This is a genomic window from Candidatus Centipeda massiliensis (genome assembly GCF_900290285.1).
Lineage (GTDB): Bacteria > Bacillota > Negativicutes > Selenomonadales > Selenomonadaceae > Centipeda > Centipeda massiliensis.
In genome coordinates, this window is the sequence record NZ_LT985757.1 from 110,041 (window position 1) to 126,088 (window position 16,048).

Consider the following 16,048-nt stretch of genomic DNA (forward strand, 5'->3'; position numbering starts at 1 on the left):
TCTTATAAAATACCGCGGAAATAATGCCCGCGCGTAATATCTTTGCCCTCCTGCAAACGAAGGTGCTGTTCATCTTCTTCCTTCAACGGTGCTTTCCGATCCATAGCCTTCCGATACATTCGGACAACGCTCTGCAATTCCTTGATCGAAACTCCGCGCCCCTCGATCCGCAGAGTCGCTATTCCCATCTCCAAAAGCTGATGCACATAGGGCAGCAGCGATAGTTTCTTGCTATTGAGGATGTGCATACGGCAGAACTGATCAGTCACTACGGGAAAGTCTACATTCTTGCGGTCACGGAGGAAGAATCTCTGCTTGCGACACGGCATGGAGCATTTCCCCGTATCCAGATCCCCCAGAAAACTGCCTAGGACACAGTACTCCGAGATCATGAGCGGAAGCTGACCACTGACAAGGACAGTCAGCGGAATGGGGCTTGTCTTTGCGAGGCGTTCCATCTGCTTGCCGTTGAGCTCCGGTGACAGGGTTGCCTCACCAAATCCACACGCATGCAAAAAATCAAGGGTGGACGGATTATAAGAGATCATCGAATAATCTGCATGAAGTGTCACGGGCACGCGTTCATGCGCAAGATATGCCGTTCCGATGTGATGGACGTGCAGGGCTGCAGGCAGTTTCTCTCCAAAGCCATCAAACAGACGCATCAGCGCCGCCTGCTCATCTCCTCGAACAATGCGCGGCGTGTTATAGTCGATGCGAATACCACAGTCCTCCGCATAGTCCCACGCCGCTGCATAGCCCTTCGATTGGAGCATTGTTCCTCGAAAGGACTCTCCACCGAACAAAATCCCATCCGCCCCTGCAGCAACAGCCGCCTTCATCGCCTCTATGTCGTCCACAGCAACCATGAGTCTTGCCGGTCGCGGAGAAGAAATATCCGGTGTACTGAACGTCGACGTTGCTGTATTTGCCTGCGTAAAGCGTGCGGTGGAGACACGTTTGTTTTCAAAGCGCTGTGTGCGCAAATCTTCCAGCGCAGCAATGGCGGAGCGTCGCAGATGATTGAGTTCACTGACCGGCACCATCACAGCATCATCCATATCACACGAGAGTTCCGCAAGAGAAAATAACGTCGTACCAAGGCGCCCCATCTGCTTTTCAGCGGTTTCAACCGTAAGCGGGTGATTGTTCGCCGAGACGACCACATAATCGCTTTCTGCATCCGCTTGATTTCCCTCGTCGTCTTCGACGTGGAGACGCAATCTCTGTCCGAGTCTTGCGTGAAGAACAGCTCGAAGAGGAATCCGGTCGCAGGATTCCGCATCATAAGAGTGTCTTGCTGCCTCCATGAGTTTCGCATCATAGACCTTGAAGACACGATCGTGTATGTGTACCTTTCCGTGAATGGCAAAGGAAACGGTATCTCCGGCAACTGCCTCAAAGCATTCCTGACCGTGTGCGTCGTACAGGCACTCGATCTCCGCACTGACACGACCGCCGACCTTCACCCAGAAATCCACCTGATCACGGGCGGCAAGTCCTCCGGACAGCTTCACCGTGACCATGTTGGAGGCACGATCATAGGATGTGACACGTCCGATCAGAAGACCGCGGTTATTCGGGCGACGGTCACTCATCATGTATCTGCCCTGCCGTTTTTCCATATATGCAGTTGTAAAATCACGATTGAATACCTGCGCCAGATGGGCACGGTCAGAATCATCAATTGCTGGTCGCTGAGCATCAAGATAATTGTCAATCGCTTTACGGTACGTATGCACAATCGTCGCAACGTATTCCGGCCTCTTCATGCGTCCTTCAATTTTAAGGGAGTCAATGCCCGCATCAAGCAGCTGAGGGATGAGTTCGATCGCATTCAGATCGCGCGGTGAGAGGAGAAAGTTGCCCGCCGTCTCACCAAGTACATCATTCCCCTGTGCATCGACCAATGTATAGGGCAGACGGCAGGGCTGTGCACAGCGTCCACGGTTCCCGCTGCGTCCGCCGATCATGCTGCTCATCAAACATTGACCGGAATAGCAGACACAGAGCGCCCCATGCACGAAACACTCGATCTCTACACGGCTCTTTTGGCAAATATCTCGAATCTCTGGGATGGAAAGTTCGCGCGCCAACACCACACGTGAAAAACCAAGCTCCGTCAGTGCTTGAACACCAGCAAGATTATGTACTGTCATCTGTGTACTCGCATGAAGCGGAAGCAGAGGCACAACCTCTTTCGCCAGCCGAACGGCACCGAGATCCTGCAAGAGGACGGCATCCGCTCCCGCATCGTAGAGAAACGACAGATATTGTTTTAATTGTGGGAGTTCATCGCGGTCGATAATCGTATTGACGGCGACGTGCACCTGCACATCTTTCAAATGTGCATATCGAATGATCTCAGCCAGTTCATCCTCATCGAAATTTGAGGCATAGGCACGTGCGCCGAACATCTTACCGGCAAGATATACCGCATTTGCTCCGTTTTCAACAGCGGCGAGAAACGCTTCCTTCGTCCCCGCAGGAGCGAGTAGTTCCACCAATGAATTCAGTCCTTTTTATCACGATCATCTGCATTTTCGCATGAAATCTCATCGGCAGCAGCACGCATTTCTTCAAAAAGGCGAAGCTGGTCATCATTCAGAGAATCCTTTACATCATTCACGTCAGGCAGCGTGGGAAGATCCTCAATTTGCTGTAGACCAAATGCCCGCAAAAACAGGTCTGTTGTTCCGTAAAGAATTGGACGACCAACGACCTGCTTGCGCCCCATTTCACAGATCAGCTCCAGTTCAAGCAAGCGTGCAATGGAACGTTCCGCGCGAACACCACGAATGTGCTCCACTTCCTGTTTTGTAATGGGTTGTTTATAGGCAATGATGGCGAGTGTTTCCATCGCCGAAGCGGAGAGTGTCGGCTGCACTGTCTCCGAGAGTTTCTTCACCCACGGAAAGGCATTCGGATGGGTCACCAGCTGATAGCCGCCTGCGGATCTGCGCAGAAATATTCCGCTCCCCCGCTCCGACAGGATATGTTCCAGCTGTGTCAGAGCTTCCTGTACTTCCCATTCAGGAGCTTCTATGATTTCGGCGAGTTTGGAGACGGTGAGCGGGAGACCGGCAGCGAATAAGACGGCTTCCAAAATACTTGCCCTACTGAGAGACTGCACGGCTTCCCTCCTTCATCGAAATAGAGATTTCATGATATAGATGTTCCTGTGTAATATATATCATCTGCATTTTTGCAAGTTCCAAAAGTGCTAAAAATGTCGAGAGAAGTTCCTCACGCGTTCCCGTGGGGAAAGCGTCGTTCAGCTTGATCCTGCCATTCCTGCGCCGAAGGAGCGCGAGGATATCCGTCATCTTATCCTGCACGCGATATTCCTCTGCCGACACAACGACAGCCGGTATGACCGGCTCCTCCCGTATGCGCTGCACATCCGAAAAGATATGCATAAGCGCCTCTGCCGATAGGCCTGTAATCGGGAGCCTGTGGGCGGGCAGCGGCATCGGTGCCCGCTCCACATACGGACTCTGTGCGTTATTCAGAGAAAAGAGAATGGACGAGACCTCTTTAAAGCGACGGTATTCGAGCAGACGCTCCACAAGCTCCATCCGCGGATCTTCTTCCTGATCCTCTTCCACGTCACTCTTCGGCAACAGCATACGCGACTTGATCCGCAGAAGGGTTGCCGCCATGACGAGGAATTCACTTGCATATTCAATGTCGAATTGATACAACGTATCAACATAGTCTAAATATTGTCGTGTCAGACGTGCTATAGGAATGTCATAGAGATCTATTTTGTTCTTTTCAATCAGGTGCATGAGCAGATCCATTGGACCTTCAAACGCATCCAATTTCACAAGATAATCTGCTGCCATGAAGTATCCTTAGAACAGGAGAATGCTGCCGATGATCTTATAGCCTCCATATACCAGCTGAAAGAGCGGCATCAGAACAACGCTGAGCAACGGCGTGGCGATGAATACGATCATGATAAGCAAACTGTATCGCTCAATGGATTGGTAGCGATAAGCAAGGTCAGGCGGCAGAAGGTTCCTCAAAATGTGCGATCCGTCCAGCGGAGGAATTGGGAGCATATTGAAGATTGCAAAGTTGACGTTATAGACGAAGATCATCTGAATGATGCTGTAGGTGATCGGAGAAACATCCAGATGATGTGATCGGATGAAGAGCATAACATAAAAAGCAAGAAACCCCAGCAGAAGGTTCATGGCGGGTCCCGCAATGGATACGAGAATATCGTCCCGCTTTGGCTGACGGAAATTGCTCGGGTTGACCATAACAGGTTTTGCCCATCCGAAACGTACGAGAAAGAGCATAATCAGTCCGATGGGGTCGATATGCGCACGCGGATCAAGCGTCAGTCTGCCCATCAAACGCGGCGTAAAATCTCCGAGCGACACAGCGGCACGCGCGTGCGCATACTCGTGAAAGGTCATGGCAATGATGAGTCCCGGGATTCCGAGCAGCATCTCTTCAAAATTAAATCCGAACATCTTTATCTCCCGCGCATCAACTTCTCAGACGCTCTTGCGCCATCATGAGCGAAATAATCGTCTTCGAGTCTATAATCTCCCCCGACTTTACCATTGCCAGCGCATCGGAAAACGGCATTTGAACCACATTGACAAACTCATCCTCATCGGTATGCTGTTTTCCGACCAATAGGTTCCGGGCAAGGTACAGATGAATATACTCGTTGGAAAAGCCTACCGTCGTTGCAATCGTTGTCAGTTTTTCATATTGTTCCGCCGTATAGCCGGTCTCCTCTGACAGCTCACGACGCGCGCAGTGCAGGGGATCCTCACCCTCCACATCAAGTTTTCCCGCAGGCACCTCGAGGGTCACCTGCCCGATGGGATAGCGAAACTGGCGCACCAGAATTACATTCCCGTTTGGCAGAACGGGCAGCACCGCCGCCGCTCCCGGATGGTGAATCCACTCACGCACCGACTCCTTCCCATTGGGCAGACGCACCATATCGCGGCGCACATGGAGCAATGTTCCGTCAAAGATATTCTCACTGCTGCGTTTTACTTCTACAAGATCCTCATACATCGTGAATCCTCCTATCATCAAACACACATATCGCCTTATTCCTGAACTTCGTCCTCACGTTTTACAAACAAGGCGCTCACAAAATCCTCTGCACGGAACGGACGCAGATCGTCGATGCCCTCTCCTACTCCAATCCATTTAATCGGAATCGAAAGCTGTGACTTAATTCCGATGGTTACGCCGCCCTTTGCTGTTCCGTCCAATTTGGTAAGGACAACACCTGTCACAGGTGCTGCCTGTGTAAAGAGTTCTGCCTGACTGATTGCATTCTGCCCTGTACCGGCATCGAGGACGAGCAGGGTCTCATGCGGTGCTCCCGGAATCTCGCGCCCGATTACGCGGTAGATCTTCTCAAGCTCCTGCATGAGGTTGGACTTTGTCTGAAGCCGCCCCGCCGTATCAACGATGACAATGTCGATATTGCGCGCCTTTGCCGCCTGCATCGCATCGAAAACAACAGCAGCGGGATCTGACCCCTCACCGTGTTTGATCACCTGTGCATCGGCGCGTTTTCCCCAGATCTCAAGCTGATCGATGGCAGCAGCACGAAAGGTATCGGCTGCCGCCAAGAGAACCGATTTCCCCTGCCTGCGATAGTAGGCACTCAGCTTCCCGATGGTTGTCGTCTTGCCGACGCCGTTCGTACCGACAACAAGCAGTACCGTCGGTCCATTCTCTGCCATCTGAAATGTATTCTCGCCCGCTTCGAGAATGGATACAATCTCTTTTTCCAAAAATGGAATCAGATCCTCGGGCGTACGAATCTCCTTTTGCTTGATCCCCTTGCGTACGGCAGCAATCAGCGTCTCTGTCGTTTTGACGCCGACATCCGCCATCAGCAGAGTCTCCTCCAGATCGTCAATCAGTTCATCGTCAATATCGGCATATCCGATAATAAGTCGTTCAATATTATGGGTGAAATTTTCCCGCGTTTTTGTCAAGCCCTTTTTGAGCCGATCAAAGAATCCCACGATAACTCCTTTCCGCCCAATACATCAGGCACTCTGTTCTGTGTCATAATCCTTCATGCGAATGGAAAGAACCTTGGAAACCCCTGCATCCTCAACAGTAACGCCATACATGGTATCCGCCGCACGCATGGTTCCCTTTCGATGCGTAACCACAATGAACTGTGTGTTGCGTGCAAATTCTTTCAGAAAATCACCGAACCGCGAGACATTCGCCTCATCGAGCGGTGCATCGATCTCATCCAAAATAGAGAATGGTGAGGGACGATAGCGCAGGAATGAAAAGAGCAGGGCTATGACCGTCAGTGCGCGCTCACCGCCGGACAGTGCAGACAGATTCTGTCGCTTCTTGTCCGGCAGTGTCACTAGGATCTCGACGCCACTGCTTAGTATATCCTCTTTGTCCGTCAGACGCAATTCCGCAATGCCGCCGCCAAAGAGCCGCACAAAGATTTCATTGAAGTGCTCTTGAATCTGATGGAATGCATCACGAAAGGTGCGCGTCATATCCTGATCGATCTTCTGGATGATCTGCTCGATGTCCTGCTTCGCGGCTCTCAGATCCGCGATCTGCTTCTCTTCCTCTTCGTATCGTTCCTTCTTTTCCGCGTATTCCTCAACGGCGTTGGGATTCACTGAGCCAAGTAACTGAATGGAATCCTCCAATGCACGCAGACGCTCCTCCAGAATATCGGGGGAAACATCCTGTGCCTCTGTGGCTGCCGCCTCCGGTGTCAGGCCGAAGTCAGACAGGATACTGTCACGACAATCGCCCATGCGTATATGGATGCGCTGCAATGTCTTATCGCACTCATTCTGCTTTGCACGAATGGATTCCAGACGCGCAACAATGCTCTTGACGGCGCCGTCCAGCACACGGCTTTCTGCCTCGTGCGCCAAACGCTGATCCTTCAGTACCGCGGCGTTCTTTTCGTGTGTTTGGAACAGGGTATCCCGCTGCGCGATTTCCTGTTCCAACACAGAAAGGCGCGTCATGTCCTTTTGCAATTCATCTGCAAGCTGTGCATCTTGCTTTGTAATATCCTGCAGTGTTTTTTCCGCTTCTGCATATTCGAGCGCACGGGATTGACGGTTCCGCGTCATCGTCTGGATCTCCGTAGTCAGGGCAGTGAGCGCAAGGTCCAGTTCGTGCAGGTGTCCTTCCTGTTCTTTGCCCGCATTGCGAAGCTCCGTACAGCATTCATTCAGCTGCGCAGTCGCCTTTGCGAACTGCTCCTCATATTGCTCACACTGAGCGATATAGCGCTCGAGGCGCGTGCGTTTTTGGAGCAGTTTCGCGCCTTGAGCGCGGCGCTCCTCCTCCGTATGCTCCATCGTACGAAGGATATTCGTCTGATCTTCGATACGCTCCTGCAGCACATCATATTTCCCTCGCACTTCGACGAGTTCCTTCGCCAACCGCTCCGCCGCATCCTTCTGAGCCGCATGGTGCTCGTTTGTCTCCTTGAGAAGCTTTCTTTTCTGCTGCAAAGAAGCATTTATTTCTTCATGTGCATGCTCCTGCGTACTCAGCTTTTTTTGTAATAGATCAATCTCCATGCGCCGATTCAGCAGTGAGGACTGCTGTTTCTTGCGTCCGCCGCCAGAGAGCGAACCGCCCGGATTCAGTAATTCTCCCGTCAGTGTCACGATGCGAAGACGGTAGTTTTCCTGTTTCGCCGCGATCAGAGCCTCGTCCAGAGTTTCCATCACAAGCGTCTGAGAGAGCAGGTGATCTGCGACCTTCCGGAATCTATCCTCGGCATGGACGAGCGTATTTGCCCAGCCGATCACGCCGCGATAGCGCCCCAGATTGATTTCACGCGGTTGACGCACTGTAATTGTCGTCAGTGGAAGGAAGGTGACACGTCCACCATTTTTGCGCTTCAAATAGGAGATGGCAGCCTTTGCCGTGTCCGTATCCTCTGTGACAACATTCCGCACGCTCCCGCCGAGCGCAACATCGATGGCTGTAAGATAGCGCTCTGGAATACGAATGAGATCGGCGACCGTTCCGGCAACACCTCTGCGCCACCCCTCCGATGCCTGCAGGACAGTCTGCACATCCCGCCCGAACCCCTCATAGCTGTCCTGCACACGCCGCTGAAAATCAAGGCTCTGACGGATGCGAAGGAGTTCCGCCTCCGACTTCCGAAACTGAGCCTCATCACGCTCGATTGTTCGGCGCAGCTCCTCGGCTTCACTGTGCAGTCGATCGCGTTCCTGCGAGATGCCCTGCATATTTTGTTCCGCAAGGACAATTTCTTGCCGCTTGTCGTCAAATTCATTTTCGACCGATGCAAGGAGTACACGGCGGCGCTCCATTTCTGCCGCCTGCTCCTCCTTGCCTTCATCCCCTTGCTGTGCAGCGCTCCGAGCTACGGCAAGCTGCTCTCTCAGACGCGCCAGTACACGCTGTACGGCAGCACGTGCAGAATCCTGCCGTGCCATTTCCTGTTCTTCATCCGAAAGCTGAAGCCGCAAACGCTCGGACTCATCCCGAACACGCGCCTGCTCCTCTTTTTTTGCATCGCTCTGTGCGCCCTTTTTCTGTAAGAGGGCATCGATCTGGGCAATCTCCTGTCTCGTGGCTTCTTTTTTTGTGGATGCAGACGCACGCATTCCCTCGAAATCTACTTTGCGTTGTTTCCGCTGATCCTGCCATCCGGCGATGCGTGATTTCTCCTGCCGCAGTGCGTCCAATTCCGTTGACAGACGCCGACGTTCCTGCTCCTCCGCCTGCATACTGCGGTCAATGACAGCAATGTCAGCCTCAATCTCCTCTTTTTTGCCCTCAGCCTCCGCACGCACTCGTATTTCACTTGCTTCCTGGTCGCGATGCGTTTGCAGAGATTGATTGACACTCTCCTGCTCCTTGGTGAGGTTATCATATTGCTGCACGAGCGCCGTCAGTCGATATGACCGGCGCTCTGCATCGAGTGCGCGAAACTGCAGCGTCTTTTCTGACTGGGCAGCCAGCGGTTCGAGTTCGGCCGCATGCGCATACATAATATCGTTCAGACGCACGAGATCGCCCTCGTTTTCTCGCAGCTTTCGCATCGCTTCCTGCTTGCGCGTCCGGTATTTCGTGATACCTGCAGTTTCCTCAAAAAATACACGGCGCTCCTCGGGACGACTGTCAAGGATGTCATTCAGTCGATTCTGTCCGATGATGCTCATACCGTCGTGCCCGATGCCCGTATCCGCAAAGAGCTGATAGATGTCCTTGATGCGGCAGCGCGCGTCGTTCAGATATACCTCACTGTCACCATTCCGATAGAGGCGACGCTTGACAACGACCTCGTCATAGTCAATGGGAAGCTTTTTATCCGTATTGTCAAAGACTAGCACCACCTCTGCAACACTGAGCGCGCGTCGTGCGGCGGAGCCAGCGAAAATGATGTCCTCAGAACGCAGGCCGCGCAGCATACGAATATTCTGTTCACCGAGAACCCAGCGGACAGCATCCGTGATATTGCTTTTTCCGCTCCCGTTTGGTCCGACGACAGCCGTGATTCCCTGATCGAATTGGACGACAATCCGCTCGGCGAATGACTTGAATCCATACGCTTCCAAGCGCTTTAACTGCACGCAACGCACCTGCCTTTACAAATTAGTTCACTCATTATAACAGAACGGATGGGAAATTTCAAAAAACGGTATCTTCCGTCAATAAATTATGCTATAATAAGAGCGTTCGTGAGTTGTTTTTAGCTTTAATAGGGGGTAATCACATGCCACTTGTTGGAACAAAAGAGATGTTTAAGAAAGCCTATGAGGGCGGCTACGCCATCGGCGCTTTCAACGTCAACAACATGGAGATCGTTCAGGGCATTACAGATGCTGCGGGAGAGCTTAAATCCCCTCTGATCCTGCAAGTCTCCGCAGGTGCGCGTAAGTATGCGCGCCATGAGTATCTTGTCCATCTCGTCAAGGCGGCTCTTGAGATCAACGACATTCCCATTGCTCTGCACCTCGATCACGGTGCGGACTTTGATATCTGCAAATCCTGCATCGACGGCGGCTTCACCTCCGTCATGATCGATGGTTCCCACCTGCCGTATGCTGAAAATGTCGCGCTTGCAAAGCGCGTTGCCGAGTACGCACATGCACATGGCGTTGTCGTCGAGGCAGAGCTTGGACAGCTTGCAGGCATTGAAGACGATGTCAACGTCTCCGCTGAGGACGCATCCTATACGAAGCCCGAGGAAGTGCAGGACTTCGTCGAAAAAACGGGCGTCGACTCCCTCGCCATTGCGATTGGCACCTCACACGGCGCATTCAAGTTCACGCCGGATCAGTGCACGCGCAATGCAGACGGCGTTCTTGTACCGCCTCCGCTCCGCTTTGACATCCTCGAGGAGATCGAGAAGCGCATTCCGGGCTTCCCCATCGTGCTGCACGGCGCTTCCTCCGTCATTCCGAAGTATGTGAAGATCATCAACGAGAACGGTGGACACATGCCGGATGCGGTCGGCATCCCCGAGGATCAGCTGCGCCGCGCGGCAAAATCCTCCGTCTGCAAGATCAACATTGACTCTGATCTCCGTCTTGCGATGACGGCTGGTATCCGTGAGCACTTCGCGAAAGAGCCGTCCCACTTCGACCCGCGTCAGTATCTGACCGATGGTCGCAGCTACATCAAGGAACTCGTCACACACAAGATCAAAGAGGTTCTTGGCTCCGATGGCAAGGCTGCCGAGGTTCAAGCGCTCATTGACCAGAACAAGTAAAAATCTTACGCTTCGATAGCAGTATAAACGATATATGACCTTACTTTGTGAATACCACAGGTAAGGTCATTTTTATTCACTTTATCAACGCCCCTCATCTTTTCTACTGTAATCATAAAAGTAAATGTTGAATTGAACACTTATTTATATATTATATGAATCATAAAAATTTTCTATTTTTATGTTGACAATATATCTCAGTATGCGCTATGATTCCATTTGTGAAAACTAACCCAGTTCACAAAATGTATCATTCACAAAGGAGATCATTTACCCATGCGTACAACAACAAAAGTACTATCCATCCTACTGCTTGTTCTTTCTGTCGCATTTGTCGGATGCGGCGGAGCGGATAAGGCTGCGGAAAAGAAAACAGCGGAGCCATTCCGTATTGTGACTTCGTTCTATCCAATGTACCTTGCGACCATCAACATTACTGATGGCGTTAACGGTGTAGAGGTTTACAATATGACAAAGCCACAAACAGGCTGTCTTCATGACTATCAGCTGATGACGGAGGATATGAAGACGCTGGAAAAGGCGGATGCCTTTGTCATCAACGGTGCGGGTATGGAGGACTTCATGGACAAGGTGACCGAACAGCAGAAGAAGCTGAAGGTCATTGATGCCTCGCGCGGAATCGAACTCATCCACGACGAAGAGGGAGACAACCCGCATGTCTGGCTGAGCGTTACGGATGCTATTGCGCAGGTGCGCAATATTGCCGATCAGCTAAAGGAAGCCGATCCTGCACACGCAGATGCTTATGAGAAGAATGCTGCAGCATACATCGAAAAGCTCACGGCACTCAAGAGTGAAATGCACGCGGCGCTCGACAATGTTCCGCACAAGGATATCGTTACGTTCCACGAGGCATTCCCCTACTTTGCAAAGGAATTTAACCTGAACATCATCGGTGTAGTAGAGAGGGAGCCGGGGACGGAGCCGACACCGACGGAACTGCAGGAAACCATCGAGCAGGTCAACGCTCTTCCGACCAAGGTACTCTTTACGGAGCCGCAGTATTCCCCTGCTGCCGCCGAAACCATCGCACGCGAGACGGGAGCCAAGATCTATACGCTTGACCCGGTTGTCACCGGCGAGGCAACTCCTCAGGCAAAGAATGCGTACATTGATACGATGAAAGCCAATATGAAGGTATTGAAGGAAGCCCTGCAGTAATTTGCGGGACACATATAAAGACATCCACCGCAATATGCGGTGGATGTCTTTATATGTGTGCGGCTCTATTTTTTCGTCGCTCTTGAAAAAACTGCTTGATGATCGTGGAGCATTCATCTTCCAATACGCCCGCACGCATTTCGGGCTGATGATTCAATGTCGGACAGCCTGTAATGTTAAAGAGAGACTCACAGGCTCCTGCCTTTGCGTCTGTTCCTCCATAAACAACGCGGCTAATCCGGCTCATGATGATCGCACCGGCACACATGGGACATGGCTCAATGGTGACATAGAGTGTCATTCCCGTGAGACGCCACCGACCAAGAGCCTGACAAGCACGGCGAATGGCGATCAGTTCGGCATGTGCCGTTGCATCATGCTCCGTTTCGCGCAGATTATATCCGCTTGCGATGACTTCTCCCGCATCATTCAAGATAACGGCACCAATTGGAATTTCGCCAAGCGCATACGCACGCTCTGCTTCTGCCAGTGCCAGACGCATTCCTTGCACGTCATCCGGCATGGGGCAGTTTCCCCTGCGCGTCCGAAATGTCAACTTTTCCCTGATAGAAAAGAGACTGCGTCGGGCGGCCTACATCGAGATGATATGCACCATTTGAAGAAGTATTTTCCGACTGACGTTTTTTCTTTTTCTCTATTTCATCTTCAAAAACAGAAGCAAATGACTCGCCATCTTCACGCTCTTCAAAGCCTTTTCTCCGCTCGAACAACTCATCATTGTTGAACCGAAGGCGCTTGATGCGCATCACTCGTTCAATACGTTCTACCATCATTGACACCTCCTAACACTTTATTGACAAACTATTCTATCTTATATCAATAATATCGTTTGCCGGCAGTGGAACTTAAACAAAAAAAGGCAGTATTTATCACAATATAACGTGACATAACACTGCCTTAATGGGATATGATATTGTTCTTTACCCCGGTGGCCATGTGAGCGAACGTCCACCCAGAATGTGAAAATGCAGATGCCCAACGGTCTGTCCGCCATCCACGCCCGTATTTGTCACAAGACGGAATCCACCTGCATCGATGCCAAGCTTGTGTGCAATCTCCGGAACCACCTCGGTCAGAATATGCGCAGCCAGCTCCCGATCCTCTACGCCAAAGTCCAAAATACTTGCAATATGCTTCTTCGGTATGACGAGAACATGCTCCGGCGCCTGTGGATCGAGATCACGGAACGCAAGCACGCGATCGTCCTCATAGACCTTTGTGGATGGAATTTCTCCATTTGCAATTTTACAAAAGATACAGTCCGCCATTTGATCCGCTTCCTTTCATATCCATTTATAGTGAAATGATTCGCTAAAAAGAGCATTATTCCTGCTTACTTACTATTTTCATACAAAATATCACATAATAGTTAGGGAAACACTGATAAATTCAGCCACGCCATCTTGACGCATCTTTTTTGCCCGTACTATGTCGGCAAATCCTTCACATAGCCCCTGCTATGCGTCCGGTTTGCCTCCTTGTTCGGACGAAAAAATCTACGGCAATCTGACGGACTTCATTACAATTCGCTTCTCGGCGGGTCGCTCGCATGTGTTCGTCGGCTCAAAGGATGCGGCAGGAAACATTCGTAGTGGTTACCCCGTCCCAAATCCGAAACGCAACAGCAACTACGAGATTGGGTGGAAGCATAAATTCGGCTCAAAGGCTGAGTTTGACCTTACCCACTTCCGCACCGATGTAAGAGATCGCATTAGGATGATAACATTCGGACGTGACCGTGTTTTAGGAAATGTCGATAAGACGCATATTCGCGGCTTGGAGCTTGCCTATCGGCAGACGTTTAGCTCTAAGCTCTCCGCTTTTGCAAACTATACATGGATCAATGCGAAAGATGAGGAAAATGGCGTAACTAAACTTGCTTCCGGACTTCCCACACAGATGTTCAATCTTGGTGTCACCTATCGTGAGGGAAAATTCCGGAGCAGTCTGCTTGGACGGGCGATGCGCGCACGCCTTGACACTAGCGGAGATCCGACTAGCACCGGCTACTTTGCCGCAGACCTCGATTTCCGCTATGAGCCGCAGACAGATCTCGGCATCTTCCTGCACGTCAACAATCTGTTTGATACGGACTACCAGTACAGATGGGGAAGCCCTGCTGACGGTACGAACTTCCTGCTCGGCGTGGATATGACATTCTGACCGTTCAAAATAAAACAGAGTTGCCGTACGTTGCGAAAATGTAAGACAACTCTGTTGTTGTTCAAGTCAGATGTGGAAGAACGTCCGCCATCTTGCCGCAGCTTGCGATATCGGTTCCATAGCCGAAATGTACGAGATCGGCGGCGAGCGCCGCATCGGTTACAGTAAATCCCGAGAGTCCATTTGCACCGTAGTCAAAAAGACATGGGTGCATGGGCACGGAGGGACCGACGAGAACCGTCACCGCATCCCTCGAGAGCTCCAAGAGGCGCGGCATGGTCTTGTTGGCGAATGTCGCACCTGTCATAAAGACAAAGTCCTGCTGCGGCAGAAGGAACTCTGCCGCCTCGGCCGGATAGTCCCCCCACTCCGGCTGCATCTCGAGGATGGAGAGGTCGCATATAGGTTCCCATTTCTTTTGAAAGTTTGGAAAATGCCCTACGACAGCAACCTTCTTTCCGCGAATCTGCTCCGTATACATGGCGAACGCTTCCATTTTCTTGCGCTCATCCAGTGTCTCGGCAGATGCATCCTCGCCGTGAAACCCCTGCATCGCCAGCACTTTTGACGGCTGATTGTAGTAGGCGTTGATGGCGGCAGCGGCAATGGACGCCTCCTGCCCCTGCCACGAGCGCACGTACTCCCCTGCCTCGCGCAGGGAGCAGCCGAGAAAGCTCTCCTTGCGCAGACGCGGGCGGCTGTACGCGGGGATCGTCATGCAGACGCCAATGAGATCACCAGCACGGACATACGTCCACGGGCGGCTGACGGCATAGTCATCGATGCAGATATCCTGCGGCAGCCCTGCGATGATCTCATCGTAAAGATTCCAGTAGTTCACGAAAATACCTCCTCACAGATCTGTTGACTCTAGGATAACACAGCAATTCAGAGGATTCAACGATGAACGGAGAACGAAAGGAAGATGTTTGTGAAAAAAAGAAATCCCTTATTATCGTATTATTGCTCCTCCTCGTACTGCTCGTTGGATGCGGTCAGGAGGCAAAGGAGAATACTGCCTCTGAAACCTATTTATTCACGGACTCTGCGGGGCGCACGGTTGAACTTCCAAAACAGATTGATCGCATCGCCCCCTCGGGCGGTCTGGCACAGATGGCACTCTTTGCCATTGCACCGGATAAGCTCGTCGGCGTTTCCGGACAGTGGAAAGATTCCGTCCTTCCCTATGTAGGGGATCAGTACCGTGATCTGCCGATTCTTGGTCAGTTCTACGGCATGAAGAATTTCAACAAGGAGGCGGTGCTCTCTGTCAACCCGCAGGTCATTATTGACGTGGGGGAGAAAAAAGCGACCATTGCCGAGGATATGGATCAGATTCAGGCATCACTCGGCATTCCTGTGATCTTCATCGAGGCGCGGCTCGACAATACCGATGAGGCATATCGTACACTCGGAAAAATCCTCGGCCGCGAGGAAGAAGGAAATGCTATTGCCGACTATTGTCACACAACGTATGCACGCATCAAGGCAGTTTCCGAAAAAATTCGGAACAAGCCAGGTGTTCTCTATGTTGGCGGAGCACAGGGCAATATGGCGGTCGCACGAGGCTCCTTCCATGCACAGATCGTCGATCTGCTCGCAGATAATGTTGCCGTGACGACAGAGCCGACTGAGGGTTCCATGAGTCAGGTCTCAATGGAGCAGATTCTGGCATGGAATCCGGAGGTTCTTGTGATTGCAGCCGAAACAGAGGCAGATTTCTCTGCACTTCCTTGGCGGGAGCTGCGTGCCGTGCAGTCGCAACGCGTTCTGCGCGTGCCGTCGAAGCCATACGATTGGATGGGGCGCCCCCCCTGTCAACTGTTTCATGGGGCTGTCGTGGCTTGCGGCACGCCTCTATCCCGAGGAGTCCGGCATCAATCTGCATGAGGAGATGAAGATGTACTATCGTCTTTTCTATCATTACGAACT

General features: G+C 51.7%; 15 protein-coding genes and 1 pseudogene. 4 read left to right on the top strand and 12 right to left on the bottom strand.

Features of this window, described 5'->3' with window-relative positions:
- Nucleotides 1-2: 2 nt before the first annotated feature.
- From C8273_RS11115 to smc, 7 genes are read right to left on the bottom strand one after another with little or no spacing between them, the layout of a single operon-like run.
- A complete protein-coding gene (locus C8273_RS11115; RefSeq protein WP_106627775.1) occupies nucleotides 3-2,507 on the bottom strand; it encodes a DUF3656 domain-containing U32 family peptidase in 2,505 nt (834 codons plus the stop codon).
- A 5-nt stretch (nucleotides 2,508-2,512) separates the two neighbouring features.
- Nucleotides 2,513-3,133: an SMC-Scp complex subunit ScpB gene (gene scpB / locus C8273_RS11120; protein WP_106627776.1), complete on the bottom strand. Its 621-nt coding sequence runs from the start codon at nucleotides 3,131-3,133 to the stop codon at nucleotides 2,513-2,515.
- Nucleotides 3,117-3,848: a segregation and condensation protein A gene (locus tag C8273_RS11125; RefSeq protein ID WP_106627777.1), complete on the bottom strand. Its 732-nt coding sequence runs from the start codon at nucleotides 3,846-3,848 to the stop codon at nucleotides 3,117-3,119. The genes scpB and C8273_RS11125 overlap by 17 nt, the downstream gene beginning before the upstream one ends.
- A gap of 9 nt (nucleotides 3,849-3,857) precedes the next feature.
- On the bottom strand, nucleotides 3,858-4,487 hold the full coding sequence (locus C8273_RS11130) for a site-2 protease family protein (RefSeq protein ID WP_106627778.1): 630 nt from the start codon (nucleotides 4,485-4,487) through the stop codon (nucleotides 3,858-3,860).
- Nucleotides 4,488-4,503: 16 nt separating this feature from the next.
- On the bottom strand, nucleotides 4,504-5,049 hold the full coding sequence (locus C8273_RS11135) for an NUDIX domain-containing protein (RefSeq protein WP_106627779.1): 546 nt from the start codon (nucleotides 5,047-5,049) through the stop codon (nucleotides 4,504-4,506).
- Nucleotides 5,050-5,084: 35 nt separating this feature from the next.
- Nucleotides 5,085-6,020 carry a signal recognition particle-docking protein FtsY gene (gene ftsY, locus C8273_RS11140; protein WP_106627780.1) on the bottom strand — a complete coding sequence of 312 codons (936 nt, stop codon included), beginning with the start codon at nucleotides 6,018-6,020 and terminating at the stop codon, nucleotides 5,085-5,087.
- Nucleotides 6,021-6,044: 24 nt separating this feature from the next.
- Nucleotides 6,045-9,608: a chromosome segregation protein SMC gene (gene smc / locus C8273_RS11145; RefSeq protein ID WP_106627781.1), complete on the bottom strand. Its 3,564-nt coding sequence runs from the start codon at nucleotides 9,606-9,608 to the stop codon at nucleotides 6,045-6,047.
- Between the two features lie 143 nt (nucleotides 9,609-9,751).
- Here smc and fba point away from each other — a divergent pair, with 143 nt between their 5' ends.
- Nucleotides 9,752-10,750, top strand: a complete 999-nt coding sequence (fba, locus tag C8273_RS11150) for a class II fructose-1,6-bisphosphate aldolase (protein WP_106627782.1) — start codon at nucleotides 9,752-9,754, stop codon at nucleotides 10,748-10,750.
- 276 nt (nucleotides 10,751-11,026) lie between these two features.
- Nucleotides 11,027-11,932 (top strand): metal ABC transporter substrate-binding protein, encoded by a 906-nt coding sequence (locus tag C8273_RS11155; protein ID WP_106627783.1) that lies wholly within the window; start codon nucleotides 11,027-11,029, stop codon nucleotides 11,930-11,932.
- A gap of 49 nt (nucleotides 11,933-11,981) precedes the next feature.
- Here the strand turns inward: C8273_RS11155 and tadA are convergent, their stop codons facing one another.
- The 4 genes and pseudogenes from tadA to C8273_RS13505 form a co-directional block, all read right to left on the bottom strand.
- The gene (tadA, locus tag C8273_RS11160; RefSeq protein ID WP_106627784.1) at nucleotides 11,982-12,455 is read right to left on the bottom strand and encodes a tRNA adenosine(34) deaminase TadA; all 474 of its coding nucleotides are present in this window, start codon (nucleotides 12,453-12,455) and stop codon (nucleotides 11,982-11,984) included.
- Nucleotides 12,445-12,723 carry a hypothetical protein gene (locus tag C8273_RS11165; protein ID WP_106627823.1) on the bottom strand — a complete coding sequence of 93 codons (279 nt, stop codon included), beginning with the start codon at nucleotides 12,721-12,723 and terminating at the stop codon, nucleotides 12,445-12,447. The genes tadA and C8273_RS11165 overlap by 11 nt, the downstream gene beginning before the upstream one ends.
- Before the next feature lie 150 nt (nucleotides 12,724-12,873).
- Nucleotides 12,874-13,221, bottom strand: coding sequence for a histidine triad nucleotide-binding protein (locus C8273_RS11170; protein ID WP_106627785.1), 348 nt, complete (start codon nucleotides 13,219-13,221; stop codon nucleotides 12,874-12,876).
- A gap of 161 nt (nucleotides 13,222-13,382) precedes the next feature.
- Nucleotides 13,383-13,451, bottom strand: a pseudogene (locus C8273_RS13505) (secretion protein HlyD); the annotation flags it as partial.
- A 53-nt stretch (nucleotides 13,452-13,504) separates the two neighbouring features.
- Between C8273_RS13505 and C8273_RS11175 the strand changes: the two are divergent.
- Nucleotides 13,505-14,116, top strand: coding sequence for a TonB-dependent receptor domain-containing protein (locus C8273_RS11175; protein ID WP_325050992.1), 612 nt, complete (start codon nucleotides 13,505-13,507; stop codon nucleotides 14,114-14,116).
- Between the two features lie 61 nt (nucleotides 14,117-14,177).
- Here C8273_RS11175 and C8273_RS11180 read toward each other — a convergent pair whose 3' ends face one another.
- Nucleotides 14,178-14,957, bottom strand: a complete 780-nt coding sequence (locus tag C8273_RS11180) for a DUF364 domain-containing protein (RefSeq protein ID WP_106627786.1) — start codon at nucleotides 14,955-14,957, stop codon at nucleotides 14,178-14,180.
- 62 nt (nucleotides 14,958-15,019) lie between these two features.
- On the opposite strand from C8273_RS11180, the gene C8273_RS11185 reads away from it, so the two are divergent.
- Nucleotides 15,020-16,006 carry an ABC transporter substrate-binding protein gene (locus C8273_RS11185; protein ID WP_234344048.1) on the top strand — a complete coding sequence of 329 codons (987 nt, stop codon included), beginning with the start codon at nucleotides 15,020-15,022 and terminating at the stop codon, nucleotides 16,004-16,006.
- Nucleotides 16,007-16,048 lie beyond the last annotated feature (42 nt).

What these genes read in the sequence shown, in the direction of transcription:
- C8273_RS11125 (WP_106627777.1), bottom strand. Translation starts at nt 3,848, where the DNA reads ATGGCAGCAGATTATCTTGTGAAATTGGATGCGTTTGAAGGTCCAATG.
- C8273_RS11130 (WP_106627778.1), bottom strand. Translation starts at nt 4,487, where the DNA reads ATGTTCGGATTTAATTTTGAAGAGATGCTGCTCGGAATCCCGGGACTC.
- C8273_RS11135 (WP_106627779.1), bottom strand. Translation starts at nt 5,049, where the DNA reads ATGTATGAGGATCTTGTAGAAGTAAAACGCAGCAGTGAGAATATCTTT.
- fba (WP_106627782.1), top strand. Translation starts at nt 9,752, where the DNA reads ATGCCACTTGTTGGAACAAAAGAGATGTTTAAGAAAGCCTATGAGGGC.
- C8273_RS11155 (WP_106627783.1), top strand. Translation starts at nt 11,027, where the DNA reads ATGCGTACAACAACAAAAGTACTATCCATCCTACTGCTTGTTCTTTCT.
- tadA (WP_106627784.1), bottom strand. Translation starts at nt 12,455, where the DNA reads ATGCCGGATGACGTGCAAGGAATGCGTCTGGCACTGGCAGAAGCAGAG.
- C8273_RS11165 (WP_106627823.1), bottom strand. Translation starts at nt 12,723, where the DNA reads ATGGTAGAACGTATTGAACGAGTGATGCGCATCAAGCGCCTTCGGTTC.
- C8273_RS11170 (WP_106627785.1), bottom strand. Translation starts at nt 13,221, where the DNA reads ATGGCGGACTGTATCTTTTGTAAAATTGCAAATGGAGAAATTCCATCC.
- C8273_RS11185 (WP_234344048.1), top strand. Translation starts at nt 15,020, where the DNA reads ATGAACGGAGAACGAAAGGAAGATGTTTGTGAAAAAAAGAAATCCCTT.